At 57.4% G+C, this 25,855-nt stretch carries 26 protein-coding genes; 14 read left to right on the forward strand and 12 right to left on the reverse strand.

Annotated elements, in window-relative coordinates; all coding sequences use genetic code 11:
• Positions 1 to 4: 4 nt before the first annotated feature.
• The 4 genes from ACR0M9_RS08385 to ACR0M9_RS08400 are packed head-to-tail and all read right to left on the reverse strand — an operon-like array spanning position 5 to position 2,670.
• Positions 5 to 1,033: a MaoC family dehydratase gene (locus ACR0M9_RS08385; RefSeq protein ID WP_480773324.1), complete on the reverse strand. Its 1,029-nt coding sequence runs from the start codon at positions 1,031 to 1,033 to the stop codon at positions 5 to 7.
• Positions 1,033 to 1,239 carry a DUF1737 domain-containing protein gene (locus ACR0M9_RS08390; protein ID WP_480538983.1) on the reverse strand — a complete coding sequence of 69 codons (207 nt, stop codon included), beginning with the start codon at positions 1,237 to 1,239 and terminating at the stop codon, positions 1,033 to 1,035. The genes ACR0M9_RS08385 and ACR0M9_RS08390 overlap by 1 nt, the downstream gene beginning before the upstream one ends.
• A gap of 12 nt (positions 1,240 to 1,251) precedes the next feature.
• Positions 1,252 to 1,806, reverse strand: a complete 555-nt coding sequence (locus ACR0M9_RS08395) for an NnrU family protein (RefSeq protein WP_480773325.1) — start codon at positions 1,804 to 1,806, stop codon at positions 1,252 to 1,254.
• 6 nt (positions 1,807 to 1,812) lie between these two features.
• Positions 1,813 to 2,670, reverse strand: coding sequence for an HpcH/HpaI aldolase/citrate lyase family protein (locus tag ACR0M9_RS08400; RefSeq protein ID WP_480773326.1), 858 nt, complete (start codon positions 2,668 to 2,670; stop codon positions 1,813 to 1,815).
• 169 nt (positions 2,671 to 2,839) lie between these two features.
• Between ACR0M9_RS08400 and ACR0M9_RS08405 the strand changes: the two genes are divergently transcribed.
• On the forward strand, positions 2,840 to 3,145 hold the full coding sequence (locus tag ACR0M9_RS08405) for a hypothetical protein (protein ID WP_480773327.1): 306 nt from the start codon (positions 2,840 to 2,842) through the stop codon (positions 3,143 to 3,145).
• On the opposite strand, the gene ACR0M9_RS08410 is transcribed toward ACR0M9_RS08405, so the two are convergent.
• Entirely contained in the window at positions 3,146 to 3,901 is a 756-nt protein-coding gene (locus ACR0M9_RS08410; protein WP_267363195.1) for a sulfite exporter TauE/SafE family protein, read from the reverse strand.
• A gap of 161 nt (positions 3,902 to 4,062) precedes the next feature.
• On the opposite strand from ACR0M9_RS08410, the gene mdh reads away from it, so the two are divergent.
• The 11 genes from mdh (at position 4,063) to lpdA (ending at position 16,577) form a co-directional block, all read left to right on the forward strand.
• Positions 4,063 to 5,025, forward strand: coding sequence for a malate dehydrogenase (gene mdh, locus ACR0M9_RS08415; protein WP_267363196.1), 963 nt, complete (start codon positions 4,063 to 4,065; stop codon positions 5,023 to 5,025).
• A gap of 308 nt (positions 5,026 to 5,333) precedes the next feature.
• Positions 5,334 to 6,527 carry an ADP-forming succinate--CoA ligase subunit beta gene (sucC, locus tag ACR0M9_RS08420; RefSeq protein WP_267363198.1) on the forward strand — a complete coding sequence of 398 codons (1,194 nt, stop codon included), beginning with the start codon at positions 5,334 to 5,336 and terminating at the stop codon, positions 6,525 to 6,527.
• 79 nt (positions 6,528 to 6,606) lie between these two features.
• Positions 6,607 to 7,140, forward strand: a complete 534-nt coding sequence (locus ACR0M9_RS08425) for a hypothetical protein (RefSeq protein ID WP_480773328.1) — start codon at positions 6,607 to 6,609, stop codon at positions 7,138 to 7,140.
• A 131-nt stretch (positions 7,141 to 7,271) separates the two neighbouring features.
• Positions 7,272 to 8,099: a glycosyltransferase family 25 protein gene (locus tag ACR0M9_RS08430; RefSeq protein WP_480773329.1), complete on the forward strand. Its 828-nt coding sequence runs from the start codon at positions 7,272 to 7,274 to the stop codon at positions 8,097 to 8,099.
• 13 nt (positions 8,100 to 8,112) lie between these two features.
• Positions 8,113 to 8,994, forward strand: coding sequence for a succinate--CoA ligase subunit alpha (sucD, locus tag ACR0M9_RS08435; RefSeq protein ID WP_209506539.1), 882 nt, complete (start codon positions 8,113 to 8,115; stop codon positions 8,992 to 8,994).
• A gap of 5 nt (positions 8,995 to 8,999) precedes the next feature.
• Positions 9,000 to 9,842 carry a hypothetical protein gene (locus tag ACR0M9_RS08440; protein ID WP_480773330.1) on the forward strand — a complete coding sequence of 281 codons (843 nt, stop codon included), beginning with the start codon at positions 9,000 to 9,002 and terminating at the stop codon, positions 9,840 to 9,842.
• Positions 9,839 to 10,381: a DUF805 domain-containing protein gene (locus ACR0M9_RS08445; RefSeq protein ID WP_480773331.1), complete on the forward strand. Its 543-nt coding sequence runs from the start codon at positions 9,839 to 9,841 to the stop codon at positions 10,379 to 10,381. The genes ACR0M9_RS08440 and ACR0M9_RS08445 overlap by 4 nt, the downstream gene beginning before the upstream one ends.
• Positions 10,378 to 13,335 carry a 2-oxoglutarate dehydrogenase E1 component gene (locus tag ACR0M9_RS08450; protein WP_480773332.1) on the forward strand — a complete coding sequence of 986 codons (2,958 nt, stop codon included), beginning with the start codon at positions 10,378 to 10,380 and terminating at the stop codon, positions 13,333 to 13,335. Before ACR0M9_RS08445 ends, ACR0M9_RS08450 begins: the two co-directional genes overlap by 4 nt.
• 3 nt (positions 13,336 to 13,338) lie before the next feature.
• Positions 13,339 to 14,844, forward strand: a complete 1,506-nt coding sequence (gene odhB, locus ACR0M9_RS08455; RefSeq protein WP_480773333.1) for a 2-oxoglutarate dehydrogenase complex dihydrolipoyllysine-residue succinyltransferase — start codon at positions 13,339 to 13,341, stop codon at positions 14,842 to 14,844.
• A gap of 2 nt (positions 14,845 to 14,846) precedes the next feature.
• Positions 14,847 to 15,116 carry a hypothetical protein gene (locus ACR0M9_RS08460; RefSeq protein WP_480773334.1) on the forward strand — a complete coding sequence of 90 codons (270 nt, stop codon included), beginning with the start codon at positions 14,847 to 14,849 and terminating at the stop codon, positions 15,114 to 15,116.
• Positions 15,117 to 15,188: 72 nt separating this feature from the next.
• A complete protein-coding gene (gene lpdA, locus ACR0M9_RS08465) occupies positions 15,189 to 16,577 on the forward strand; it encodes a dihydrolipoyl dehydrogenase (RefSeq protein ID WP_480773335.1) in 1,389 nt (462 codons plus the stop codon).
• 21 nt (positions 16,578 to 16,598) lie between these two features.
• Here the strand turns inward: lpdA and ACR0M9_RS08470 are convergent, their stop codons facing one another.
• Complete coding sequence (locus tag ACR0M9_RS08470; RefSeq protein ID WP_480773336.1) at positions 16,599 to 17,177, reverse strand: TetR/AcrR family transcriptional regulator; 579 nt, start codon at positions 17,175 to 17,177, stop codon at positions 16,599 to 16,601.
• 102 nt (positions 17,178 to 17,279) lie between these two features.
• Between ACR0M9_RS08470 and ACR0M9_RS08475 the strand changes: the two genes are divergently transcribed.
• Positions 17,280 to 17,873: an NAD(P)H-dependent oxidoreductase gene (locus tag ACR0M9_RS08475; RefSeq protein WP_480773337.1), complete on the forward strand. Its 594-nt coding sequence runs from the start codon at positions 17,280 to 17,282 to the stop codon at positions 17,871 to 17,873.
• Positions 17,874 to 17,892: 19 nt separating this feature from the next.
• Here the strand turns inward: ACR0M9_RS08475 and ACR0M9_RS08480 are convergent, their stop codons facing one another.
• The 4 genes from ACR0M9_RS08480 to ACR0M9_RS08495 are packed head-to-tail and all read right to left on the reverse strand — an operon-like array spanning position 17,893 to position 20,798.
• On the reverse strand, positions 17,893 to 18,498 hold the full coding sequence (locus ACR0M9_RS08480; protein WP_480483127.1) for a pyridoxamine 5'-phosphate oxidase family protein: 606 nt from the start codon (positions 18,496 to 18,498) through the stop codon (positions 17,893 to 17,895).
• On the reverse strand, positions 18,485 to 19,225 hold the full coding sequence (locus ACR0M9_RS08485; RefSeq protein WP_267363220.1) for a lysophospholipid acyltransferase family protein: 741 nt from the start codon (positions 19,223 to 19,225) through the stop codon (positions 18,485 to 18,487). The genes ACR0M9_RS08480 and ACR0M9_RS08485 overlap by 14 nt, the downstream gene beginning before the upstream one ends.
• Positions 19,225 to 20,124, reverse strand: a complete 900-nt coding sequence (locus ACR0M9_RS08490; RefSeq protein ID WP_480773338.1) for a cell division protein FtsX — start codon at positions 20,122 to 20,124, stop codon at positions 19,225 to 19,227. The genes ACR0M9_RS08485 and ACR0M9_RS08490 overlap by 1 nt, the downstream gene beginning before the upstream one ends.
• Positions 20,121 to 20,798: a cell division ATP-binding protein FtsE gene (locus ACR0M9_RS08495; RefSeq protein ID WP_209506709.1), complete on the reverse strand. Its 678-nt coding sequence runs from the start codon at positions 20,796 to 20,798 to the stop codon at positions 20,121 to 20,123. Before ACR0M9_RS08495 ends, ACR0M9_RS08490 begins: the two co-directional genes overlap by 4 nt.
• Positions 20,799 to 20,980: 182 nt before the next feature.
• On the opposite strand from ACR0M9_RS08495, the gene ACR0M9_RS08500 reads away from it, so the two are divergent.
• Positions 20,981 to 21,703: a zinc-ribbon domain-containing protein gene (locus ACR0M9_RS08500; RefSeq protein ID WP_480486637.1), complete on the forward strand. Its 723-nt coding sequence runs from the start codon at positions 20,981 to 20,983 to the stop codon at positions 21,701 to 21,703.
• 3 nt (positions 21,704 to 21,706) lie between these two features.
• Here ACR0M9_RS08500 and ACR0M9_RS08505 read toward each other — a convergent pair whose 3' ends face one another.
• Both ACR0M9_RS08505 and lysA read right to left on the reverse strand, forming a co-directional pair.
• A complete protein-coding gene (locus ACR0M9_RS08505; RefSeq protein ID WP_480773398.1) occupies positions 21,707 to 24,190 on the reverse strand; it encodes a TIGR02302 family protein in 2,484 nt (827 codons plus the stop codon).
• Between the two features lie 96 nt (positions 24,191 to 24,286).
• Positions 24,287 to 25,552: a diaminopimelate decarboxylase gene (gene lysA, locus ACR0M9_RS08510; protein WP_480773339.1), complete on the reverse strand. Its 1,266-nt coding sequence runs from the start codon at positions 25,550 to 25,552 to the stop codon at positions 24,287 to 24,289.
• Positions 25,553 to 25,855 lie beyond the last annotated feature (303 nt).

The raw sequence follows: 25,855 nt of genomic DNA on the forward strand, positions 1-25,855 counted from the left end.
TCACCTATTTGGGCATCAATGCCCAATAGTCGAGATCCAGCAATACGTCTGGCAGGTACCGCCCTTCTTTGTTCTTCAGCTTGAACGGATCACCGCCTTTGGTCGCGACCAAACGCAATCGCACAGCGCCTATGCCGGGTACCCCGGTTTCCGCTTTGTCCAGAACTTCGGACCATGACTTGATCGTATCACCCGCAAAACAAGGGTTAGCATGGGCGCCACCATTCAAGCCGACAATCATCTGTGCATTTGCAAGGCCATTGAAGGACAATGTCCGCGCCATCGAGATTACATGCCCACCATAAATGAGCCTGCCTTCCGGACGGAACGTCAGATCGTAATGCACCTTGGCGGTGTTTTGCCAAAGACGTGTGGCCAGCATATGTTCGGCCTCTTCGACGGTGACACCATCCACATGATCGATGGTTTCACCGATCTCATAATCGCCCCAGCGATGCGCCTCGCCCGCAAGGGCAAAATCGTAGTTTGCAAAATCGAGCCCTTCCGGCACGGTCAGGTCCTGCGGATCAAGTACAGCCTTCAAATCAGGAACAACCGTCTCGGGCGCGGGTGCATCCATGTTTGCCTTACGCACCATGACCCAACGCACATATTCAAGAACCACCTCGTCCAATTGGTTCAACCCGCGGGTACGAACCCAGACAACACCGGTTTTTCCGTTGGAATTCTGCTTTAGGCCGATAACCTCTGATACGGATCGCAGCGTATCGCCAGCATAAACGGGCTTCAACCAACGGCCTTCGGCATAGCCAAGATTGGCAACCGCGTTCAAGGAAATGTCAGGCACGGTTTTGCCGAACACAATGTGGAACGCGGCCAGATCATCAATCGGGCTTTCCGGCAACCCACAGACCCGGGCAAATTCGTCCGAAGAGTAAAGCGCGTGACGTGCGGGATAAAGCGCGTGATACAAGCCGCGCTCTCCCTCGGTCACGGTGCGAGGTACTGCATGCTGCAATACCTGCCCTACAGAATAGTCCTCGAAAAATCGGCCCGGATTTGTTTTCGCCATTACTGCTGTCCCAGTTTCATGTCGGGGGAATAGTCGGCCTCGGCCTCTTTGGTCACGGCCTGCGCACAACGCATTACGTTGCCGTTGGCATCAAAGGCGTAAGCCGGGTCGCCATACAGCTCCCATCCTTTTGACAGGGCGTCGGACACCTTGTGACAGAAGGCCGAAGTGTCTTCTTCGGTCAGCAAGCGATAAAGTTTCGACATCAAATCAAATCCTTATGAGCCGAACGGAGATGGGCCAACCAGCCCGTGGATGTATCCGATAATTCCCATCAGAACGATCGAAGCCACAAAGAACATCGCATCCTTGCCGTAAGTGCCAGGCTCTGCCGGGGTCCACTCGGGTTCAGACTTGTTGATTACAATGACTTCGACCACCGCCCAGACCAGAAGGCCACCAAACAGGATGATCGAGGCCAGATCGCCGTTCACCAACAGGTGCGCAAAAGCCCACAGTTTGAACCCGCCCAGCATCGGGTGGCGCAGCTTGTTCAGCAGCCGGCCTTTTGTGCCCGCAGGGCTCATCATATAAATCGCGATCAAAACCAACAGGTTGTTGACGTGAACCAGAAAGGTTGGCGGCGCCCAAACATGGATGAAGTCGGTCATGCGATACCCGAAGATCATCAGAAGGATCGACGCGACCAAAGCCAGGGCAACAGCGCCTTTACCCGCGTCACCCATTGCGGCGCGGCGTTCAGGTGCCACACGTTTGAACAGATGCGCCCCCCACCACAGCGCCACACCCAAGATCAGAAGAACAAAGCCCATGCTGGCCTACCCCGCTTGCAAAGCTAATATCGCCTCTGCTTTTGCCAGAATTTCGCGGGCAGTTACAACGTGCAGATTTTCGACAATCTTGCCATCGACAACGGCGACCCCTTGGCCAAGCGCCTCGGCCTCTTCAAAGGCCGAGATCTGGCGGCGAGCTAGGTCGATCTCGTGATCCGATGGCGCGAAGGCAGTATTTGCCACTTCGACCTGGGCCGGGTGGATCAGCGTTTTGCCATCAAAGCCCATATCACGGCCCTGGGCACATTCGAAAGCCAGACCTTCGACATCCTTGAAGGCGTTGTAAACACCGTCGATGATAATCAGCCCTTCGGCCTTGGCGGCCAGCAAGCACAGCCCTAACGAGGACATCATAGGCAGGCGATCTGGGCGGAAGCGGGTTTGCAACTCTTTCGCCAGATCATTTGTTCCCATCACGAATCCGGCCATCAGCGGATGCGCGGCGATTTCTGCCGCGTTCAGCATTCCACGCGGCGTTTCCATCATGGCCCAGATCGGCAGATCTCCGGTGATCGCAGCCAGCGCATCCACGTCAGCCGCCGAATTCACCTTAGGCAACAGGACTACGTCGGCATCCATTTCGCGCGCAGCCTCGGCATCCGCACGGCCCCATTCGGTGTCCAACCCGTTTATCCGGACAATCTTGACGCGTGACCCGTACCCTCCGGCAGCCAAAGCCGCCTTGAGCGTTTCGCGCGCATTGTCCTTTTCGTCGGCCGCGACCGCATCTTCCAGATCGAAGATGATTGCATCAACCGGCAGAATGCGGGCCTTTTCCAAAGCCCTATCCCGGGACCCAGGAATATAGAGAACCGAACGATAGGGGCGCTGACGAGGATCCATGGACCACTCCCATTGAAATAAAGTTGCGCGGAATGGGGCATTTTTTACCGGAAAGTTCAACCCCAAAATTGCCGCACCGCAGCAAACAGGGCGCAACGTGCTTTGCCTTAACTGAATTTCGGCCCCTACGCCGCACCCTGACCAGCAGAGGGAACCGAAAGGATTCGGGATGCGAAAGACAATGTTCAAGATGACGATGGGACTTGGGATCATGGTTCTGGCGGCACAACAGGTACAGGCCCAGGGGCAAAACTGCGCACCGCGAGAGGATGTGCTGAAAAGGTTGACCGACACTTATGGCGAAACGCGCAGGGGCTTTGGTCTGGCCCAGCAAGGCGCAGTCATGGAGCTTTTTGCTTCAACTCAAAGCGGCAGTTGGACCATCACGGTGACCTTGCCCAACGGGGTCACCTGCCTCGTCGCTTCGGGGCAAGCTTTTGAGGCTGTAGCCGAAGCGCTGCCCCCGAACGCCTGATCATGTAAGTGCGTCCCAGATCAGTTTACTGCCTGTGAGGGTTAGCAGCACATAGGCAATTCCAAAGAACAGGCGTTCGGACAACATGAAATGTGCGCGGACGCCCAGCCACGCACCGAGAACAGCAAACGGTGTTAACAGCATATCGGCCCATGCCGTCTGCCACGTGAACATGCCCAAATAAGCGTAGGGTACAAACTTCGCGATATTAATCACCCAGAAAACCAATACCGTACTGGCTTGAAACTCGGTCTTTGTCAGCCGTTGGGACAACAGGTAAACGGCAGCTGGAGGGCCTCCGGCATGGCTGACGAAGCTGGTGAAGCCCGCGACCAGCCCTGCAAACAGGCCAGCGGAGGGTGGCAACCGTCTGGCAAATCCGCGCACCCAGCCTTTTGACTGTGCGATGTGCCAGATCACGAACCCGACCGAAATGCCGCCGATCAGCAGGCGCAGCAGGTCATCATCCGTTGAGCGGTAAAGCCATGCCCCCATTGCCACACCGGGTACAGCACCCAGGATCAGCAGGCGCGCATCCCTCCAGCTCCACCGCTTCCAATAAGGGCCCAAAGTGGCCACATCGATCACCATCAGAATCGGCAGCATCAGGGCAAGGGCCTGCCCGGGTGTTAGGATCAAGGCCAGAATCGATGATGACGCAAAAGCCACGCCCGAGCCGAAACCGCCCTTTGAGATACCCGCAAATATCACCGCCGGGATCGCCACTGCAAAAAACATCAGGTTTAATTCAAACATGCACCGGTCCCGGTTTTGGCTTGTCTCAAAGGCCCTTTAGCGCAACCATATGGGGTCTCGCAAACGGTATGCGGTTGTATGCCACGTCGCAGAACTCTTGCCTAATGCCGTTTTAGCGACTAGCACAGCCGCGATTTCAAAACCGACCGGAGATATTCCAAATGGCCAGACCCAAGATTGCGCTGATCGGCGCGGGGAACATCGGCGGCACGCTTGCGCATCTTGCAGCTGTCAAAGAACTGGGTGACGTTGTCCTGTTTGACATTGCTGACGGATTGCCACAGGGCAAGGCGCTCGACATCGCCGAATCCGGCCCGTCCGAAGGCTTTGACGCTTCGATGAAAGGTACCAGCGACTATGCCGATATCGCTGGCGCGGATGTCTGCATCGTGACCGCAGGCGTAGCCCGCAAACCGGGCATGAGCCGCGATGACCTGCTGGGCATCAACCTGAAAGTCATGAAGTCGGTCGGCGAAGGGATCGCAGCGCATGCGCCCGATGCGTTCGTGATCTGCATCACCAACCCGCTGGACGCCATGGTCTGGGCGCTGCGCGAATTCTCGGGCCTGCCGCACAACAAAGTCTGCGGCATGGCTGGCGTGCTGGATTCAGCACGTTTCGCGCATTTCCTGTCGGAAGAGTTCAACGTCTCGATGCGCGATGTAACCGCGTTCGTGTTGGGCGGACATGGCGACACCATGGTGCCGTCGGTTCGTTATTCGACCGTTGCCGGTATCCCGCTGCCTGATCTGGTTGAAATGGGCTGGACCTCGCAAGAAAAGCTGGATGCCATCGTACAGCGCACCCGTGATGGTGGCGCGGAAATCGTAGGCCTGCTGAAAACCGGGTCGGCTTATTACGCGCCCGCCACTTCGGCTATCGAAATGGCCGAAGCCTATCTGAAGGACCAGAAGCGTGTTCTGCCTTGTGCGGCGTACTGCAGCGGTGAATTAGGCGTTAACGGCCTTTATGTCGGGGTGCCGACAGTCATCGGCGCTGGTGGCGTCGAGCGCATCGTAAACATCAAGCTGAACGAAGACGAGCAAGCCGGTTTCGACAATTCGGTCAACGCCGTGAAAGGCCTGATCGAGGCATGCAAAGGCATCGACAGTTCACTGGCGTAAAACTGCCAGACAATCTGAATTTGAGACCGGCCCAATTATGGGCCGGTTTTCATTTGCCACCGCGGAACCCGGCCGCATATGTTGGCGCAAACGTCGCAAATCCCTTTTTTCGAATGTGATTTCAAAAAACTGTGCAGGATTATCGAATCAATTGATGACACTCGAGTTTTTGTGATCACACCCTAAAAACCCGTGATCACAAATGTTGAAAATCTTCGGCAATTTCCCGTCACAGGTCAAAAAACCCTTTAAATTTACCCGCTAGACACGCCTATAACGGTTAAACGCAGTCAGACGGGACAATTTCGATGAACATTCACGAATATCAGGCCAAGGCTCTTCTTCGCAGCTACGGCGCTCCGGTCTCCGATGGTCGCGCCGTATTGCGCGCCGAGGAAGCCAAAACCGCAGCCGGTGAACTGGATGGGCCGCTTTGGGTCGTCAAGGCGCAGATTCACGCGGGTGGCCGCGGCAAAGGCTCGTTCAAAGAAGCCGATGCTGGTGAAAAAGGCGGTGTCCGGCTGACGAAATCGGTCGAGGAAGCGGCCGAAGAAGCCAAGAAGATGCTGGGGCGCACTCTGGTCACCCATCAGACGGGTCCGGCAGGCAAGCAGGTCAACCGCATCTATATCGAAGCCGGTTCCGGCATCGAGCGTGAACTGTACCTGGCTCTGCTGGTAGATCGTCAGACCAGCCGTATCTCGTTTGTCTGCTCGACCGAAGGCGGTATGGACATCGAAGAGGTTGCTGCCGCGACGCCCGAGAAAATCCTGTCCTTCTCGGTTGACCCGGCCACCGGCTACCAACCCTACCACGGTCGCCGCATCGCGTTTTCGCTGGGGCTTGAGGGCGCGCAGGTCAAGCAATGTGTCAGGCTTATGGGCATCCTCTACAAAGCCTTCGTCGAGAAGGATATGGAGATGCTCGAGATCAACCCGCTGATCGTATCCGACAGCGGCGACCTGAAAGTGCTGGATGCCAAGGTTGGCTTTGACGGCAATGCGGTCTACCGCCACCCGGATATCGCCGAACTGCGCGACACGACCGAGGAAGACCCCAAGGAACTGGAAGCCAGTAAATACGACCTGAACTATATCGCTCTTGATGGTGAGATTGGCTGCATGGTGAACGGTGCCGGTCTGGCGATGGCTACGATGGACATCATCAAACTGTATGGTGCCGAACCTGCCAACTTCCTCGACGTGGGTGGCGGTGCGACCAAAGAGAAGGTGACCGAGGCGTTCAAGATCATCACCTCGGACCCGCAGGTCAAAGGCATTCTGGTCAATATCTTCGGCGGCATCATGCGCTGTGATGTTATCGCAGAGGGCGTGGTGGCTGCGGTGAAAGAGGTCGGGCTGCAAGTTCCGCTGGTCGTGCGTCTGGAAGGCACCAATGTCGAGAAAGGCAAAGAGATCATCAACAATTCGGGTCTGGACGTGATCGCGGCGGACAACCTGAAAGACGGTGCCGAGAAGATCGTGAAGGCGGTTAAGGGTTGAGCAGAGTGGGAGGAAGATTTGCAGAAATGCAAACCTTCCTCTGTCCTCGGGATGAGTATCACTTTCAAAGGCCGATTGAATGAATTTCCAGAAGATCTCCTTGGCAACCGCAATTCTTTTAGCTGGTTGCACGAACGCGCCGGTAACACGAAGCAGTGCAATTGAAGAAGCGAGTGTGCTGTTTGAAACGGTCTGCATGGCCAGCTTGGGTAATCCTTCTCAAGCAACTCAAACGCTGGAGAACTCAGGCCTTGAACGTATTTCTAACACGTCCGAGGGAGGAACTCGGTTCTTCAGTGAGCCGAATTGGATCTATGCAGTCACCGGAACCAGAACTTCTGATTTTGGAGCCAGGGGCAGGGTCGAGTATGACTACTGCTATATAGCGTCGAAAAACCTAACTTCCACTGACGTAGAAGAAATACAAAAGCGGATGGCTGCAAAGCACATCGATGGTTCATCTACTTATCAGACGACCAGAAGCTCTTCGAGAACTACGCTGAGAGCCGACAAACCCATTGCAGGGCGAAATGTCTACATCGTCTCCGGGCAACCTCCGAAACAACCCGCTGGACAGCAATACTCGTCCATCGAACTTCAACAGATAAGATAGCAAGCGAAGGAGCCACTAAAATGGCAGTCCTCATCGACGAAAATACCAAAGTGATCTGTCAGGGCTCTACCGGCTCGCGGACCAAATCGCTGTTGGTACAGACTGCCTGATCTGACTGGAAATGTAACCCCATGACCATCCCCATCTTCCTCATAGGCCTAGAACGCGCCACCGGGCGGGCGCGTTTGATGGCGCAGGAGCTGCAAAAGGCAGGCCTGTCGGCAACGCGCATCAACGCTGTTGATTGCGACGCCGCCACCCGTGAGGAATTCCTGCGTGAATGCCGGTCTGAGGGACCCTGGGGTTATTTCCATACCAAGGACATGGCCTGCACCCTCAGTCACGCCAAAGCGTGGGAGGCCGTTGTCGCCTCCGGCGCGGAGCAGGCTTTGATACTTGAGGATGATGTTTTCCTGTCGCCAGAACTGGCGGATTGGTTGAACGATGCATCCTGGTGGCCAGAGGATGCCGATATCGTGCGGTTCGAACGCTGGCGCAGCACAAAGCTTTTCCTCGCACTTGAGCGCAAAAGCTCATCCCATCTGGGTCGGGAACTGCGCCTGATGCACTCACGCCACCCCGGCGGTGCCGCATATGCGTTGACCCGGCAAGCGGCAGAACACTTTCTGGCGCAAAAGCCCTATGACATCACGCTGGATGGCCTGTTGTTCAACCCGTCAGCCTCGGCTGCGGCGCGTCGGGTCAATGTCTATCAGGTGGTTCCTGCGATGGTCGAGCAAGGCAACGAAGCGCCGGGCGAAATCCAGATGGGTGCCCACCGCGCACGCCCTACGGGCTGGCCGCTGGTCCGCCAAAAAATCAGGCGCGGTATCGCCGAAATCAGCAGCGGCCTGCGCACGATGGCCGATCTGGCCCTTGGTCGCGCCACGCTTCAGAAAATCACCTATGCGCCGCAGGTTCTTCCAGCGGCTGAACCCTATCAATCCCACACCGCCTAGAGAAAGGGACAAAATGGCAGTCCTCATCGATGAAAACACCAAAGTGATCTGTCAGGGCTTTACCGGCTCGCAAGGTACATTCCACAGCGAACAGGCTATTGCCTATGGCACCAAGATGGTCGGCGGCGTGACCCCCGGCAAAGGCGGGATGGAGCATCTGGGCCTTCCCGTGTTCAACTCGGTCCACGAGGCCAAGCACGTGACCGAAGCCAACGCATCGGTGATCTACGTACCGCCCCCATTCGCGGCGGATTCGATCCTCGAAGCGATTGATGCCGAGATGGAAGTGATTGTCTGCATCACCGAAGGTATCCCGGTTCTGGACATGATGAAGGTGAAACGCGCGCTGGAAGGCAGCAAGTCGCGCCTGATTGGCCCGAACTGCCCCGGTGTCATCACGCCTGACGCCTGCAAGATCGGTATCATGCCCGGCCATATTCACAAACGCGGCAGCGTGGGTGTCGTTTCCCGCTCGGGTACGCTTACTTATGAAGCCGTGAAACAGACAACGGACGTAGGACTGGGCCAGTCCACCTGTGTGGGCATTGGCGGCGACCCGATCAAAGGGACTGAGCATATCGACGTGCTGGAATGGTTCCTGGCAGATGACGAGACCACGTCGATCATCATGATTGGCGAGATCGGCGGCTCGGCCGAGGAAGAGGCCGCACAGTTCCTGGCCGATGAGGCCAAGAAAGGCCGCAAAAAGCCGGTTGCAGGATTCATCGCAGGCCGCACAGCCCCTCCGGGCCGCCGCATGGGCCACGCAGGTGCCATCGTCGCCGGTGGCAAAGGCGGTGCCGAGGACAAGATCGAAGCCATGCGCTCGGCCGGTATCGTCGTGGCCGAAAGCCCGGCGCAGCTGGGTGAGGCTGTACTGGAAGCGATTGGGTAAGCGCGATGGCGCACCATAGCATAGGCTTTGCGGAGCGGGGGAAGAAGTTCCCTCGTTTTCGGCATGTTTTGGCCTTTCTTCTTGGTGGCCTGTACTCCGCCTCAATAGCTAGTGCGACCGCGTCGCCTGACTTCTCCAAGCCAACAAAGGACGTAATCGAACTTTGCACTTGGTCGACCGAGAATAGCGCAACTGTTGCGAAAGAGTTTTATGCAAGAGGGTGGATGCCTTTCCGAGCACCCTTCACTGACAAAATGCTGAATATTGTCGCGGACGGATATTTACTGCCTGCATTTACCTACAAGGATCACAACCCGCTAGAGTTGGATCTAGAAACTGGAGTGTCTATCGGAATTCTCGATCACGTAAACGCAATTTCTGAAGGGGCAGAATTAGGCTACTATGAAGTGTTGTGGACGGACCAAGACTCTATCGCATTTTTGTTGCTGTCTGACCGCAAAGGCGGCACTGCTTCCGGCGAAAGTTTGGGTTGTAACTATTCCAGTACTTCGACCGATGACACTAAAAAAATAAGAGATGCAATCTGGGCATTTAACATCAAGGACCTAGGCGAAACTCGCGAACGTGGGTATGGTCCGTCTAGGTACCTTTCGGCGACAACTTGGGGATACCCATCTGGCCAAACCAACGTAAACGCGCAGGATTTGGACCGGGAGCCTGTCGAACTGACAAATCGCCCACTTCGAGAACCCGATCTGGGTGCCGGCCCCGCAAAAATTAGATTTTGGAGATTTGACGAAGTGGAGTTCAACGAGGCCTTCGGCAGAACGCCTCATACCGCCTTAACTCTGGACATAAGGCGTCGCACAATAAGGCAAAAGCCATGACCTTCTCTGACGCCATCCGCACCTGTTTCTCCAAGTTCTTCACCTTCTCAGGGCGTGCCTCTCGGCCCGAATACTGGTTCTTTTTCCTGTTCATCGTGATCTGGAGCATCCTTGCCGGGATCATCGATGCGCAGTTCTTCACTCAAGTTGCAGTGACCGAAACCGAAACATCCAAATCCGTGTCGGCCACGTCCTCGCAACCGGTGCAGGGCATCGTCAGCCTGATCGTCTTCTTTCCCCATCTGGCAGTTGCTTTCCGGCGGATGCACGATACCGGTCGCAGCGGGCTGTATGCTCTGCTGCCGATCCTGTTGATCCTTGGCGCCGGAGCTGTGCTCGTTTTCGGTATCGGCTTGGCCTCTCATTTCCAGCATGGCGGCAGGCTAGATATCCTGTTCACCCGCGCCACGTTGCTCATCGTTCTTCCGACACTACTGGTACTGGTGGTGTCGCCCCTCCTGGTTCTATGGTGGCTGACACGCCCCAGCCAGCCAGGCACCAATCAATACGGTCCCAACCCAACAGAGGTAGCCCTATGACCGAACATTCGCCCAATTCCGCCTTTCATGCCTCAAGCTTCATGCAGGGGCATAATGCCGAATATCTGGAGCAGCTTTATGCGCAATACACAAAGAACCCCGGTGCGGTGGATGCCGCATGGGGCGCGTTCTTTGATGCCATGGGCGATGATGCCCCCGATGTTCAACGCGAAGCCGAAGGCCCGTCCTGGGCGCGCACCGACTGGCCGCCGATGCCAGCAGACGACCTGACTGGTGCGCTGACTGGTGAATGGGCCGAGATTGACGCCAAAGCGGCGGGCAAGAAGATCAAGGACAAGGCGGCTGAAAAAGGGGCTGAGGTCAGCGACGACCAGATCAAACGCGCCGTGCTGGACAGTTTGCGAGCACTGATGCTGATCCGGGCCTATCGCATCCGGGGCCATCTGGCCGCGGATCTGGACCCGCTGGGCATGCGTGCTGCCAGCACACATCCTGAGCTGGACCCGAAGACTTACGGTTTCACCGATGCCGACATGGATCGCCCGATCTTTATCGACAACGTGCTGGGATTGCAGGTCGCTTCGATGCGGCAGATCGTTGAAATCGTGAAACGTACATATTGCGGCACCTTCGCACTGCAATACATGCATATCTCGAACCCGGAAGAGGCCGCCTGGCTGAAAGAGCGGATCGAGGGCTATGGCAAGGAAATCCAGTTCACCAAGGAAGGCCGCAAGGCGATCCTGAACAAGATGGTCGAGGCCGAGGGTTTCGAGAAGTTCCTGCACGTCAAGTACATGGGCACCAAGCGGTTCGGTCTGGACGGTGGCGAGGCGCTTATCCCGGCGATGGAACAGATCATCAAGCGCGGTGGAGCGCTTGGCCTTAGTGACATCGTCATCGGGATGCCGCACCGGGGTCGCCTGAACATTCTGGCCAACGTGATGGGCAAGCCTTATCGCGCGATTTTCAACGAATTCCAGGGCGGTAGCTTCAAGCCCGAAGACGTGGATGGCTCTGGCGACGTGAAATATCACCTCGGCGCCTCCAGCGATCGCGAATTCGATGGCAACAGTGTGCACCTGTCACTGACCGCCAACCCCTCTCACCTTGAGGCGGTAAACCCGGTGGTTCTGGGTAAGGTCCGCGCCAAGCAGGACCAACTGGGCGATACAGATCGCACAAGGGTCATGGCCATTTTGCTGCACGGTGACGCGGCCTTTGCCGGTCAGGGTGTGGTGGCCGAAGGCTTTGGCCTGTCAGGCCTGAAAGGGCACAGAACCGGCGGCACCATGCATATCGTGGTGAACAACCAGATCGGGTTCACTACCGCGCCGCATTTCAGCCGCTCGAGCCCCTATCCCACCGATATCGCGCTGATGGTCGAGGCCCCGATCTTCCATGTGAACGGCGACGACCCCGAGGCGGTTGTTCACGCCGCGAAAGTGGCGACCGAGTTCCGCCAGAAGTTCCATAAAGACGTGGTTCTGGACATCTTCTGCTATCGCCGGTTTGGCCATAACGAGGGCGATGAGCCCATGTTCACCAACCCGATCATGTACAAGAAGATCAAAACCCATAAAACTACGCTTTCCTTGTACACCGAGCGGCTGGTCAAGGACGGGCTGATCCCCGAGGGTGAGATCGAAGATATGAAGGCCGCTTTTCAGGCCCACCTGAACGACGAGTTCGAGGCCGGGAAAGACTATAAACCCAACAAGGCCGACTGGCTGGATGGGCGCTGGTCGCATCTGGACAAGAACAAGGATGATTATGTCCGGGGTGAAACAGCGATCTCGGCAGAGACACTGGCGGAAATCGGAGCCGCGCTGACCAAGGCTCCTGACGATTTCGCAATGCACAAAACTGTTGAGCGGTTGCTGGAACATAAAAAACAGATGTTCGAGACTGGTGCAGGCTTCGACTGGGCCACGGGCGAGGCACTGGCGTTTGGCTCGTTGCTGACCGAAGGATATCCTGTGCGTCTGGCCGGACAGGATGCAACACGGGGCACCTTCAGCCAGCGTCACTCTGGGTTTGTTCATCAGGAAACCGAAGAACGGTATTACCCGCTTAACAACATCCGTGCCGGGCAATCCCAATACGATGTCATCGACTCGATGCTGTCGGAATACGCGGTGCTGGGTTTCGAATACGGCTATTCGCTAGCAGAACCGAACGCTCTGGTTCTGTGGGAGGCGCAGTTCGGCGACTTTGCCAACGGTGCGCAGATCATGTTCGACCAGTTTATCAGCTCGGGCGAAAGCAAGTGGCTGCGGATGTCCGGTCTTGTCACACTGCTGCCGCATGGCTTTGAAGGGCAAGGCCCGGAACACTCGTCAGCGCGTCTGGAACGGTTCCTGCAAATGTGCGGTCAGGACAATTGGATCGTGGCGAACTGTACGACACCCGCGAACTATTTCCACATCCTGCGCCGTCAGTTGCACCGTACTTTCCGGAAACCGCTGATCCTGGTGACACCGAAGTCGCTGCTGCGTCACAAGCTGGCCGTCAGCACGGCGGACGACTTCACCACAGGCTCCAGCTTCCACCGGGTGCTGTGGGATGACGCGCAGAAGGGCAACTCTGACACCAAGCTGGTGGCCGATGACAAGATCAAGCGCGTCGTCATGTGTTCCGGCAAGGTCTATTTCGACCTGCTGGAGGAACGCGACGCGCGTGGCATCGACGACATCTACCTGATGCGGATCGAACAATTCTATCCGTTCCCGGCACATTCACTGATCAACGAACTCGAACGGTTCAAGAATGCCGAGATGGTCTGGTGTCAGGAAGAGCCCAAGAACCAGGGTGCGTGGACCTTTATCGAACCCAACATCGAATGGGTCCTGTCCCGTATCGATGCAAAACACACTCGCCCGACCTATGCCGGTCGCGCCACATCGGCCTCGCCCGCAACGGGGCTGGCCAGCCAACACAAAGCCCAACAAGAAGCGCTGGTTAACGAAGCGCTGAGCATTGAAGGAAAGTAAGCGATGACGATTGAAGTTCGTGTTCCCACGCTTGGCGAATCGGTCACCGAAGCCACAGTTGCAACCTGGTTCAAAAAGCCCGGTGATGCGGTCGCCATGGATGAGATGCTGTGTGAGCTGGAGACAGACAAGGTCACCGTCGAGGTTCCTTCGCCGGCAGCGGGTGTCATGGGTGAAATCGTGGCAGCCGAAGGCGAAACCGTCGGTGTTGACGCCTTGCTGGCAACGATTGCGGCGGGCGAAGGCGCAGCCCCGGCGCCAGCCGCAGCCCCGGCAGCGGCACCTGCCGCATCAGGTGGGTCGGTTGACGTGATGGTTCCGACACTTGGTGAGTCTGTGACGGAGGCAACCGTTTCGACCTGGTTCAAGAAGGTTGGCGACAACGTCGCGCAGGATGAGATGCTGTGCGAATTGGAAACCGATAAAGTCTCGGTTGAAGTTCCCGCACCGACTTCGGGTGTTCTTGCGGAAATCGTTGCTCCAGAAGGATCGACCGTGGATGCGGCTGCCAAGCTGGCCGTCATCACCGGAGCTGCCGCTGGTGCAGCAGCCGCGCCGGCACAGGCAGCAGCGGCGGCGCCCGCAGCAACAAGCACCGGAAAAGACGTCGCAAACGCACCGTCCGCCCAGAAAGCAATGGCCGAAGCCGGACTGTCGGCTGATCAGGTCACCGGAACAGGCCGCGACGGTCGCATCATGAAGGAAGACGTAGCCAAAGCCGTTGCAGCAGTTTCAGCCCCGGTACCTGCGGCGGCTGCGCCCGCCCCTGTGGCCCAAGCCCCACGCGCCCCTGTGGCTGCCGAGGACGAGGCCCGCGAAGAACGCGTGCGGATGACCCGCCTGCGCCAAACCATTGCCAAACGTCTCAAGGACGCACAAAACACCGCTGCGATCCTGACCACCTACAACGAGGTGGACATGACCGAGGTCATGGCCCTGCGCAATCAGTACAAAGACCAGTTCGAGAAGAAGCATGGTGTGCGTCTGGGCTTTATGTCCTTCTTCACCAAGGCCTGCTGCCACGCGCTGAAAGAAGTGCCCGAGGTCAATGCCGAGATTGATGGAACCGACATCGTCTACAAGAACTTCGTGCATATGGGCGTTGCCGCCGGTACGCCGCAGGGTCTGGTCGTTCCCGTGATCCGTGATGCCGACAGCATGTCCTTTGCCGCGATCGAAAAAGCCATCGCCGAAAAGGGCAAGCGCGCCCGTGACGGCAAGCTGAGCATGGCTGAGATGCAGGGTGGCACCTTCACCATCTCGAACGGTGGTGTCTATGGTTCGCTGATGTCCTCGCCGATCCTGAACCCTCCTCAGTCGGGTATTCTGGGCATGCACAAGATCCAGGACCGCCCGATGGTCATCAATGGTGAGATCAAGATCCGCCCGATGATGTATCTGGCCCTGTCTTATGACCACCGGATTGTCGATGGCAAAGGTGCCGTTACCTTCCTCGTTCGTGTGAAAGAGGCGCTGGAAGATCCGCGCCGCCTGCTGATGGACCTGTAAGCATGGCAACGCATGTCCTTTGGCAAGCCGACGTGGCCGATTTCAACGCCTGGCTGAAAGTGTTCCGCGAGGACAAACCGATGCGCAAGGCCGCGGGTATCCGCGACCTGCATGTCTGGCGCGACCCCAACCAAAAAGACCACGCCATCGCGATGTTCGAGGTTACAAACCTGGACAAGGCCAAAGCCTTCTTTGGTTCCGAAGAATTGGCGATGCATCACGAGCGGGGCGGAATTGCCCATATCTCGATCAAGCTGCTGGAACCTGTTTGACAATGACTATTTCCGACCCGCCAAATCGGGTCGGGGAAGCGCCGGAACGTCCGGTCGATTTAGGAGAATGTAATGGCAAATTATGACGTCATCGTAATCGGCGCCGGGCCCGGCGGCTATGTCTGCGCGATCCGCTGCGCTCAACTGGGTTTGAAAACCGCCGTGGTCGAAGGGCGCGAAACACTGGGCGGTACTTGCCTGAACGTGGGCTGCATTCCCTCCAAGGCGCTGCTGCATGCCAGCCATCAGCTGCACGAGGCCGAGCATAACTTTGCCAAGATGGGCCTGAAGGGCAAAGCGCCTTCAGTCGATTGGAAGCAGATGCAGGCCTACAAGGACGAGGTCATCGACGGCAACACCAAAGGCATCGAATTTCTGTTCAAGAAGAACAAGATCGACTGGCTGAAAGGCTGGGGATCAATCCCAGCCGCAGGTCAGGTCAAGGTGGGTGATGAGGTCCACGAGACCAAGAACATTATCATCGCCTCTGGATCGGAACCATCTTCTCTGCCCGGTGTTGAAGTTGATGAGAAGGTTGTCGTGACTTCAACCGGTGCTTTGTCGCTGAACAAAGTCCCGAAGAAAATGGTTGTGATCGGCGCGGGTGTGATCGGGCTGGAACTGGGATCGGTTTACAGCCGCCTGGGCGCCGAGGTGACGGTGATCGAGTTCCTCAAGGAGATCACGCCGGGCATGGACCCTGAGGTGCAAAAAACCTTCCAGCGCATTCTCAAGAAACAGGGCCTGACCTTTATCATGGGTGCAGCGGTGCAGAAAACCGAAGCGACCAAGACCAAGGCCAAAGTTACCTACAAGCTGCTCAAAGACGACAGTGAACATGTGATCGACGCCGACACTGTGCTGGTTGCCACAGGCCGCAAACCCTATTCGGATGGTCTGGGGCTGGACGCTTTGGGCGTCGAGATGACCCAACGTGGTCAGATCAAGGTTGGTGCCGACTGGCAGACCAACGTGCCGGGCATCTATGCAATTGGCGACGTGACCGAAGGCCCGATGCTGGCACACAAGGCCGAAGACGAAGGAATGGCCGCTGCCGAACAGGTTGCAGGCAAGCACGGTCATGTGAACTATGGCGTGATTCCGGGCGTGATCTACACTTGGCCAGAAGTTGCCAATGTCGGTGAAACCGAAGCGACGCTCAAAGAACAGGGTCGTGCCTATAAGGTCGGCAAGTTCATGTTCATGGGTAATGGCCGCGCCAAAGCCAACTTTGCCTCTGATGGTTTCGTCAAAATCCTGGCCGACAGGGAAACCGATCGCATTCTGGGTGCCCATATCATCGGCCCGGGCGCAGGTGATCTGATCCACGAGGTTTGTGTGGCGATGGAATTCGGTGCTTCTGCCGAGGATCTGGCGCTCACCTGCCACGCGCATCCGACGTATTCCGAAGCGGTGCGCGAGGCTGCCCTGGCCTGCGGAGACGGCCCGATCCACAGCTAACACCCCTGACCCCTGCGGCGATCAGCTTGCCGGGGTCAGCCATGCATCCAGATATGTTTCCAGTCTGTCTGTGAACGTTGTCGCTGAATGCAGCGCGCAATACTGTAAGGACATGGCCTGAATGGCAAAGGCCTGCACGCCTTCTGCCAACAGCTCGGATGGTACATCCTTGCGTACCTCTGCGGTTTCAAGCCACATCATCACGACCCGGAAATACCGTTCAAAACAATAGGCAATCGGCCCAATATCTGCGATTGCCGTTGCCCCCGAGTATCTGATCAACAGATCGAACACGTACCGTTCGGACGTCATGAATTCGTGGACCGGTTCCAGCGAAGCGATAATCTCTGGTACCGTTTTGGGTGGGGTACCGGATCGGGCCTGATCCAGGCAAGCATTCAGCTTGTCCGCTATCAAGATTTCCATCAGCGCATCCTTGTCGCGGAAGTGTGCAAAGAAGGTCCCCTTGGCAACACCCGCGGCCTTTACAACTTCATCCACCCGCAAGGCTTCATATCCGCCATGTCGGAAAACCTCTTCCGCAGCTGATAGAAGCTTGGCGCGGGTCTTGATGGTACGTTTCTGGATCGTTTTTTGCATAACGCCCAATCGCACATTTTTTGACCGTGGTCAAATTTAATATTGACCGCGGTCATTTTTTGATTCTATAAACTGACCGCGGTCATTTTTAGGAGAACCCCGATGCACCCCAAGAAAATCCTCATCCTCGATGGACATCCGGCAGAAAGCAGCTTGTCACGCACATTCGCAGAAACCTATGGCGAGGCAGCCCGCAAAAACGGACATGATGTCCGAATAGTCCATCTGAGCGACCTGCAATTCGATTTTGATTTCGGTCAGGGCAACTATCACGACTTCAAGCCGCTTGAACCGGTTCTGGAACAAGTGTTGCAGGACTTCGAATGGAGCGACCATCTGGTCCTGACCACACCTATGTGGTGGGGCGGGCTGCCTGCAAAACTCAAGGGATTGATTGACCGGATGTTCATACCGGGGCGGACATTCGACACCCGAAACACGACGATGGCTGGCCTGCCAGCCCCGATGCTGACCGGACGCACGGCACGCGTTATCCTGACCTCAGATACGCCGGGCTGGTTCATGCGCCTGATGTACAGGCAAGCGCTTATTCGACAGGTTCGGGGCCAGATCCTCGGGTTTGTTGGCTTCAAACCAACGCGATTCACTTACTTTGCAGGCGCAAGCTATCCCAAACCGGGCAGCGTTGATCGCTGGATCAAAAAGGTGTCCAGAATCGGAGCCGCCGCAGCTTGACTGAACAACCGTCCGCTACCTACCACATTGTTTTGGCGGCGCGTGCAGCCCAGTCTTTGTCATATTGCGCGCCGCCCTCTTCACCCTCTGACGCCTCCGACAAAAGCTGCCCAATCGTCGGAAGGTCCTTGCTTTCGTCGCCACAAGTCCAAGTGCGGGCGCGCATCAGTGCACGCGCGCACTGACTGTAAATCTCGTCAATCTGCACGACGATAACCGTCGCCGGAACCTTGCCAGCCTTTTCGAACTGGTTGCGCAATGCCGCGTCTGCGGTCAATCGGGCTGTTCCGTTAACCCGAACGACATTGTCAGAACCCGGCACAAAGAACATCAGCGAAACGCGCGGGTCCCGAACAATGTTGCGCAAGCTGTCCAGGCGGTTGTTTCCCCGCCAGTCAGGCAGCGCCAGTGTTTTTGGGTTCAATTCGCGCACAACAGCACCGTCGTCCCCACGTGGGCTTCCGTCCACACCCTCGGGACCAACTGTACTGAGAACACAAAGGCGCGCGGCTTCAATCCACTTGCGATAGAGCGGAGTTAAGTGTCGAACGACCTTTCGCAACGAAGCAGCACCCGGCGTTCCGTACAACGCCTCGAGATCTTCTACTTTTTCAATGAATTCCATCAGGATCAAACCCCACTTCGCGCATCAATTCGTTCGAGCGTGTTTCGATGACTTCCTCCAACCGCGCGAGGAACTCATCGCGGGCAACACCTGGTTTGATCGGCTCCAGAAAATCTACAATGGCAAGGCCGGGCTTACGCATCACGCCTGTGCGGGGCCAGAACACGCCAGCATTCGTAGCAACCGGAACACATGGAAAACCAAGGCCTTCATACAGGACCGCTGTACCAACCTTGTAGGGTTTCTTTACTCCCGGTGCCACACGCGTGCCCTGCGGATAGATCACCAGCTGACCGGGTTCGGAAAACTCTTTTGAGACGTCCTTGACCATTTTTGCCACAGCCGCACCGCGCTTGCCGCGATTGACCGGGATACAGCCAAGGCGTCGTGCATACATGCCAATGACCGGTGTGAACAACAGCTCGCGCTTCATGATAAACTTGCCGTGCGGAATGGCGTCGAAAATCATGATGATATCAAGGAACGACTGATGTTTGGCCCCGATGACCACTTCATTCGTTGGGGCATTGCCCCGCACCTCACAGCGAATACCAACCATCCACCGGGCCAGCCACATGGTGCTTTTGGCGTAGGTTTTGCACGCTTTCAGGGCACCGTTTTTGGAAAACAGCGCATAAGGCAGAAACGCGATGCCAAGGATCAGCATCCAGGCATAGATCACAATCATGAAGATGAGGGAACGAACCCACTGAATTGCCATCAACATCAGGAAAGCTCCTTCAACTTGCGTCGGGCCGCGGCCCATGTGGCAACAAAGGCAACGGCTGCCCCAAGGACGGGGATAAGAACCGGCAATACCCAGTCTTTGCCCTGAAATCCAACTCCGGTCAGAAACCCGCCCGCGTCCGAAGCTTCGGGCAAAAGCAAGACACCTGTCATTCCCAGCAGGGTACCAACCGAGGCGCCGAAAAACGCGCGATAGGTAAACCGCCGTACAAAAGCACCGGCGATGAAACCATCCTGTGCGCCAACCAATCGCAGGACCTCGATAATCTGCGCATTGGCCGCAAGCGATGCGTTGGCCGCAAGAGTAATCATCGCAGCGGTCGCGCCACCGATCAGCAGGATTGATATCCATCCCAGACGACGCAGGGACATCGCTGCATCGACCAGCGGTTCGCGCCATCGCGTATGATCATCCAGAACCGCGCCCGGTACCTCAGCCCCCAATCGCAATCGCAGCCCGAGCGCATCCAGTCCCGGTTCGCCCTCGATGATCTCAATCAGCTGCGGGATTGGCAAAGTATCCAGCGGCAGGTCCGGCCCGAACCAAGGCGCCAGCAATGCGGCCTGTTCTTCTGTGCTAAGCGCACGGGCGGAGGCGACACCTGGCGTCTGGCTGAGGACGGTCAATGCCGCTTCTGTCTGGGCAGCAAGCTGCTCGGCCGGTGCGTTGATGCGCAAGGTCGCAGCGCCCGCCAGTTCCGAGGCCCACCGATCCGCGATGCGGCCAGAGGCGAGGGACAAAGCCAAAGCAAAAACAGCAAGAAATGCCATGGCACCAGCGACAAACAGCGTCAGATGCGCGGTGTAGCCGGTTGGCGGAACAACGCGGTCAGCACGGGTATCGCCGCGCAGCAGGTTTCGGATATCAGCCCCAGTCACAGGTCTGCCCCCGCCAGATGCAGCTTTCGCTGCGAAATCCGCAAAACACGGGCCTGAACATGACTTTTTGCCGCGCGGATCAGGCTCAGGTCATGGGTGGCAATCAGAACGGTCTTTCCCATACGGTTCAGCTCGACCAGCAGGTGCAACAAACGTTGCGACATCTCCCAATCGACATTGCCCGTGGGCTCATCAGCCAATATGACATCGGGCGACAGGATGACGGCGCGCGCCAGAGCCGCCCGTTGACGTTCACCGCCGGACAATTCCGGTGGCCGCGCTTCGAGACGTGCACCAAGCCCCACCCAGCTGAGCAGTTCGGTCAGATTGTCTTGCCCGGACGATTCCCCGCGCCCAGAGACCATCAGTGGCAAGGCGACATTCTCGGCAAGCGTCATATGGTCAAGGAACTGGCAATCCTGATGAACAACGCCAACACGGCGACGCAGCACGGCCAGCTGATCCCGATCAAGGGCCGAGATATCCTGATCAAACACGCTGAGACGTCCCGAGGTTGGTAACAGTGCCCCGTAACACAGCTTGAGCAATGTCGTCTTTCCCGCCCCCGATGGCCCGGTCAGAAAATGGAACGACCCCGGCTGCAATTGAACCGAGACATCGCTCAGCAACTCGCCACCACCGTAGGTATAGCTGACATTTTCCAGCTCGATCACACGTGCCCCCAATATTTTGCCGCTCTTCTTGCCCGAGCATGGCGACGGTTTCAATGGCTCTACCGAGTCCAATTGGTGACACTTGGCCCATGAAACCGAAAACGCCCTTTGCTGTTGGGTCTTAACGGAATATCATCCCTGAAAAAACTATTATCGGCCCTTCATCCGGCCGAGGAGGCAGTATGCGTCTTACATGTCCGAATTGCACTGCGCAGTACGAAGTTCCTGACGAGGTCATCCCCGAGGAAGGCCGCGATGTGCAGTGTTCGAACTGCGATCAGACCTGGTTTCAGGCCAAGCATCCATCCGAGCCGACGGATGAACCGAACGCGCCCGAGGACAAGCCTGTTGAGGCAGATACATCGGACACCGAGGTCGAGGCCCAGAAGGACGCCGAGCCCGCAGATAAATCAGCGCCAGAGGTTGAAAAACCTGCTGCATCTACAGGAAATGTTGCCCCATCAGTCGCCAGTATCCTGAAAGAAGAAGCCGCACGAGAAGCGGAGTTACGTGCTCAGGAAGGCGGTGGTCTGGAAAGCCAGCCCGATCTGGGCCTGGAAGCACCGCCAGAACCTAAGGTCAGGCCCAAACGCCCTGCAACTTCGGAAACCGCCGTAGATGCCGGGCAAAAGGATGCACTGCCGGATGTCGATGCCATCAACTCGAGCATGCGGTCGGACCCGGCAGAAGATGAGGCGCAGGCGCCTCGCAAGTCCGGTGGGTTCTTGCGCGGTTTTGCGCTGATGCTGATCATCGGCGTGGTTCTGTACCTGATCTACGGGAATGCCCGCCAGATCAGCGAGGCTGTACCGCAGGCCGATCCGTTGCTCAGCTCATATGTGTCGCTGGTGGATCAGGCGCGCATCTGGCTCGAAACTCAGGCAGGATCCGGTGCGCAGAACTAAGGGCTAGAACCGCTCCAGCAACCGCTTGAGGTATTCCAGCTCGATCTGGGGACGATCTGTTTCACCGGTCCGACGGCGGATTTCATCCAGCAACTCGCGCGCCCGGCGATAAACGTCTTCGCCCTGCAACAGGTTCTCGTCGGTTGAAATCGAACCCGCAGCGCCTGGGTTTCGGCCCAGAGGATCGCGGTTGTTGGCCTGCATGTCGCCGTCCTGCGTTCCCTGCCCTGGTTGGTTCTGCTGTTCCTGCGCCATGGCTTCACCCAGCGACCGCATCCCTTCGCGCAACGCTTCCATCGCTTCGGATTGACGGTCGATAGCTTCGGCGAGATCATCGCCACGCAGGGCCTGCTCGGCCTCGTCCATGGCGCGCCCGGCCCGATCCAGCGCCTCGCGCGCGGCGTCACCTTCGGGTGTGCCGACACCGGGGAGACCTTGTTGCTGACGACCCAACTCGTCTCTCAACGCTTGCTGTCGGTCGGCGAGCGAGCCTTGCCCCTGCTCACCGTCTCCAGCCTGATCCGAACCTTCACCTTGTCCGCCCTGACCTTCGTGGCTTTGCCCCCGACCTTGCCCGCCGTTGCGACCTTCGTTCCCTTGGCTTTCACCTGATTGCGCGCCGGGGTTGAATTGTTCCTGCAAATCACGAAAGGCCTGATCGCTAAGACCCTGCTGTTCGCGCAGGGTTTCGGCAAGACCTTCCATGGCCTGCTGGCCTTCGGATTGCTGCCCTTGGCCCTGACCCTGAGTTACACGCATGTTCTCCATCATCTGCTGGAATTCTTCCAGCGCCTGCTGGGCTTCGGCCATGCGACCTTGTTCCATCAGTTCCTGAATACGGTCCATCATGCGCTGCAGGTCATCCTGCGTCATTTGCAAAGATTCACTATTCTGGCCGGGCTGACGTTCGCCGTCTTCTCCATCTTGCTGTGCCAGACGTTGTAGTTGCTGAAGGTAATCCTGCGTCGCCTCGCGCAATTCCTGCATCAACTCCGCTATTTCTTCATCGCTGGCCCCGTTCTTCATCGCCTCGGTCAGACGTTCCTGCGCGCGGCGCATCCGTTCCAATGCATCCGCCAGCGTCCCGTCCTCGATCACCACGGCAAGGTCCCACAGGGCTTGTGCAATCTCTTCCTGTTGTTTGGGTTTCAACCCGTATCGATGAAAAGTTTCCAATCGCCTCAGAACAACCCGCAGACGCAGATAGGCTGTGTCAGAACGAAACAGATCCTCAGGGCGGTGCGACACAGCCCTCAGCAATTGCGAGACACGAGGCGCATTGGATCGCGACCAAAGCAGATCGCGCCTTTGCTCAATCACGGCTGCCGCCAGCGGATCAAAGAAGCGCCGTGCTGGCAATGCCGTCGCATAGGGATCCGAAGACGTTTGCTGATCCGCTGCATCTGTTGCCCTCAAGGTAATCCTGACCGGCAGATGCGCCCACGGATGTTGCGAGAAATCCTCGATCAGGTCTTCGGTGAAATCTGCGCGGTCACCGGTGATCGGCATGGGTAATTCGATTTCGATCACCTCGCGCGGCTCTGGCTCGACCGCCAGTCCGTACCGACGGTCAATCGCCGCCTGATCCAACTCGATCCGGGCCAAGCCCGAAACCACGCCGTAATCATCGCTGGCGGAAAATGGCAGCTTCATCTGCCCGCCCGCTTCAGACTCGGCGGTTCCGGAAACCGCGATCTTCGGAGCCGCGTCATCAATGACCAGCACCGACCAGTCCTGCCCCGCCGGTCCATCTATGCGCAACTGACCCGAGCGTTCGGCGACAAACTCCAGTTCCGGGTCTGTTGCCGCCTCGGTTCCGCTGGCAGAACTGCTCTCGGTCAGACTATGTGCGCCGACCTCACCGTACAGTCTCAAGGTGATGCGACTGCCCTTGGGAACAGAAAGCGCCGCCCCCGTTTGGTCGGCAAGATATAAGGTCGGCAAACCTGTGTATCTGGGGGGTTCCACCCATCCTTCCCAAGTTGGACCCTGTCCAGCCACGGCCGTGCCCGGGGTCATGTCCGCCACTGAACCCACACGCCACAACGATCCAAAGATCAGCGCCACAACAAATGCCAGCAGAGCGGCATAGCGCAACGCATACGGGTCGCGCGACGCAAGCCGAAGATCTGGTTTCACAGCCTCAGCAGTGGCCGCACGCTGTGCCATGCGGGCTTTGTGCGCCTGCCACAAGGCAACCGAGTCCCCATCGTTGGCACCGATTGCCTGATCATCGAGCAAAGCCTGAATCGGTCGACCGGGCAGAGCCTCATCCAGCCGCGCCAGCGCATCAGCGCGGGACGGCAGTTTGAATTTCGTGACACCCCGGACAGATGCTGCACCAAAAGATATCAACGACAGCGCACCAGCACCCCAGACAATTTCAACGGGCAGATGATCCTGCAACCCCAGCATCAGAGCGGCGAGCAAAGCCAGAACAATCGAGAACGCAGGCCAGAACGCGCGCAGCACCTGTTCAGCCACCATACCGAGATGGGTTAGCCACAGGGACAGGCGCGGAATGGGCAGGTTCGTTCTGTTGGTCAAGACGGGCCTCCGGGACGGGCCCGCGCGGTTATCGCGTCAAAGCCACGATGGTATGGTATCGCGGTTTATGATTTCGTCAAAGCTTGGCCGTTCACGAATGACTGCAAATTGATCGCCATTCACCAGAACTTCGGGGATCAACGGGCGGGTGTTGTATTCGCTGGACATCACCGCACCGTATGCACCCGCGCTGCGAAATGCGACCAGATCACCCGATTTCAGCGGCGGCATATTGCGCTGCTTGGCAAAGGTATCCCCGGATTCGCAGACCGGACCGACAATGTCGTAAGGGCGCTGTTCCACACCGGCGACAGGTTCCTGCACCGAAACGATATCGTGGTAAGCTTCGTACATTGCGGGGCGGATTAGGTCGTTCATCGCCCCATCAAGGATCAAAAAGTCGCGACCTTCACCTGATTTCACATAGATGACCTTGCTGACCATGATCCCGGCATTGCCCGCGATCAGGCGGCCCGGCTCAATCTCGATCTCACAGCCCAGATGGCCCAGTGTTTTCTTGACCAGCGCACCATATTCAATCGGCAAGGGCGGTGCGTCGTTCGACCGGGTGTATGGAATGCCCAAACCACCGCCCAGGTCGAGGCGCCTAATGTTGTGACCTTCAGAGCGGAGGCGCTCGGTCAGCTCGGCCACCTTTGTGTAGGCCAACTCATACGGTTCAAGTTCGGTCAGTTGCGAGCCGATGTGAACGTCGATGCCAATCACCTCCAGCCCCGGCAGGTCGGCGGCGTGAGCATAAACTTCCGAGGCGCGGGCAATCGGAATGCCAAACTTGTTCTCGGACTTGCCCGTGGCAATCTTGGCATGCGTCCTGGCATCAACATCCGGGTTCACCCTGACGGTAATCGGCGCGATCACGCCAAGCTCAAGCGCAATGGCGTTGATCACTTCCATCTCGGGCTCGGATTCGACATTGAACTGGCGAATGCCACCGCTCAGCGCCATGCGTATCTCGTCCGCTGTTTTCCCAACGCCTGAGAACACGATCTTGTCACCGGGAACACCAGCCGCCTTCGCCCGCAGATATTCTCCGCCCGAGACCACGTCCATCCCCGCACCCGCTTGCGCCAGTGTCTTCAGGATCGCCTGATTGCTGGCCGCTTTCATCGCGTAGCAGACCAGATGATCGGTGCCGTCCAACGCGTCATCGAACAGTTTGAAATGCCGCAGTAATGTAGCCGTGGAATAGACGTAGAACGGTGTTCCGACCGCGGCTGCGATTTCGGAGACTGGGACGTCCTCGGCGAAAAGCGCGCCGTCGCGGTACAAAAAGTGATCCATGCCTGCGCGCTTAGACCATAAGAGGACTTCGGATCAATGGATTCCGAACCCCTCGCCCTTGTTTAATTTTGTGTTGAAACACCAACGCGGCCGTAGCCCGAGATTGAAATGCCGGTGCCCGATTGCTTTGGTTCAGCTGCAGGTTCCGGGCGTCGCGCTGACGAAGGCTCACAAGCTGCCAAAACCGCAAGTGCAGAAACCAGTCCCAGTATTCTCATTTCAGTACCATTTCTTTGCGTGACAGGTGATTGATACGTGGACCCAACATGAGGTGTCGAGACCAATGGCGCAACATTCAAAAGG

This window comes from Ruegeria sp. CH2 (assembly GCF_056537065.1).

Coding starts and splice junctions, on each gene's coding strand:
- lysA (WP_480773339.1), bottom strand. CDS start 25,552: ATGGATCACTTTTTGTACCGCGACGGCGCGCTTTTCGCCGAGGACGTC.
- ACR0M9_RS08480 (WP_480483127.1), bottom strand. CDS start 18,498: ATGGAATTCATTGAAAAAGTAGAAGATCTCGAGGCGTTGTACGGAACG.
- ACR0M9_RS08505 (WP_480773398.1), bottom strand. CDS start 24,190: ATGGTGGCTGAACAGGTGCTGCGCGCGTTCTGGCCTGCGTTCTCGATT.
- mdh (WP_267363196.1), top strand. CDS start 4,063: ATGGCCAGACCCAAGATTGCGCTGATCGGCGCGGGGAACATCGGCGGC.
- odhB (WP_480773333.1), top strand. CDS start 13,339: ATGACGATTGAAGTTCGTGTTCCCACGCTTGGCGAATCGGTCACCGAA.
- ACR0M9_RS08425 (WP_480773328.1), top strand. CDS start 6,607: ATGAATTTCCAGAAGATCTCCTTGGCAACCGCAATTCTTTTAGCTGGT.
- ACR0M9_RS08475 (WP_480773337.1), top strand. CDS start 17,280: ATGCACCCCAAGAAAATCCTCATCCTCGATGGACATCCGGCAGAAAGC.
- ACR0M9_RS08385 (WP_480773324.1), bottom strand. CDS start 1,033: ATGGCGAAAACAAATCCGGGCCGATTTTTCGAGGACTATTCTGTAGGG.
- ACR0M9_RS08395 (WP_480773325.1), bottom strand. CDS start 1,806: ATGGGCTTTGTTCTTCTGATCTTGGGTGTGGCGCTGTGGTGGGGGGCG.
- ACR0M9_RS08500 (WP_480486637.1), top strand. CDS start 20,981: ATGCGTCTTACATGTCCGAATTGCACTGCGCAGTACGAAGTTCCTGAC.
- ACR0M9_RS08400 (WP_480773326.1), bottom strand. CDS start 2,670: ATGGATCCTCGTCAGCGCCCCTATCGTTCGGTTCTCTATATTCCTGGG.
- ACR0M9_RS08440 (WP_480773330.1), top strand. CDS start 9,000: ATGGCGCACCATAGCATAGGCTTTGCGGAGCGGGGGAAGAAGTTCCCT.
- ACR0M9_RS08430 (WP_480773329.1), top strand. CDS start 7,272: ATGACCATCCCCATCTTCCTCATAGGCCTAGAACGCGCCACCGGGCGG.
- ACR0M9_RS08450 (WP_480773332.1), top strand. CDS start 10,378: ATGACCGAACATTCGCCCAATTCCGCCTTTCATGCCTCAAGCTTCATG.
- ACR0M9_RS08470 (WP_480773336.1), bottom strand. CDS start 17,177: ATGCAAAAAACGATCCAGAAACGTACCATCAAGACCCGCGCCAAGCTT.
- ACR0M9_RS08390 (WP_480538983.1), bottom strand. CDS start 1,239: ATGTCGAAACTTTATCGCTTGCTGACCGAAGAAGACACTTCGGCCTTC.
- lpdA (WP_480773335.1), top strand. CDS start 15,189: ATGGCAAATTATGACGTCATCGTAATCGGCGCCGGGCCCGGCGGCTAT.
- ACR0M9_RS08405 (WP_480773327.1), top strand. CDS start 2,840: ATGCGAAAGACAATGTTCAAGATGACGATGGGACTTGGGATCATGGTT.
- ACR0M9_RS08410 (WP_267363195.1), bottom strand. CDS start 3,901: ATGTTTGAATTAAACCTGATGTTTTTTGCAGTGGCGATCCCGGCGGTG.
- ACR0M9_RS08460 (WP_480773334.1), top strand. CDS start 14,847: ATGGCAACGCATGTCCTTTGGCAAGCCGACGTGGCCGATTTCAACGCC.
- sucD (WP_209506539.1), top strand. CDS start 8,113: ATGGCAGTCCTCATCGATGAAAACACCAAAGTGATCTGTCAGGGCTTT.
- ACR0M9_RS08485 (WP_267363220.1), bottom strand. CDS start 19,225: ATGTTGATGGCAATTCAGTGGGTTCGTTCCCTCATCTTCATGATTGTG.
- ACR0M9_RS08445 (WP_480773331.1), top strand. CDS start 9,839: ATGACCTTCTCTGACGCCATCCGCACCTGTTTCTCCAAGTTCTTCACC.
- sucC (WP_267363198.1), top strand. CDS start 5,334: ATGAACATTCACGAATATCAGGCCAAGGCTCTTCTTCGCAGCTACGGC.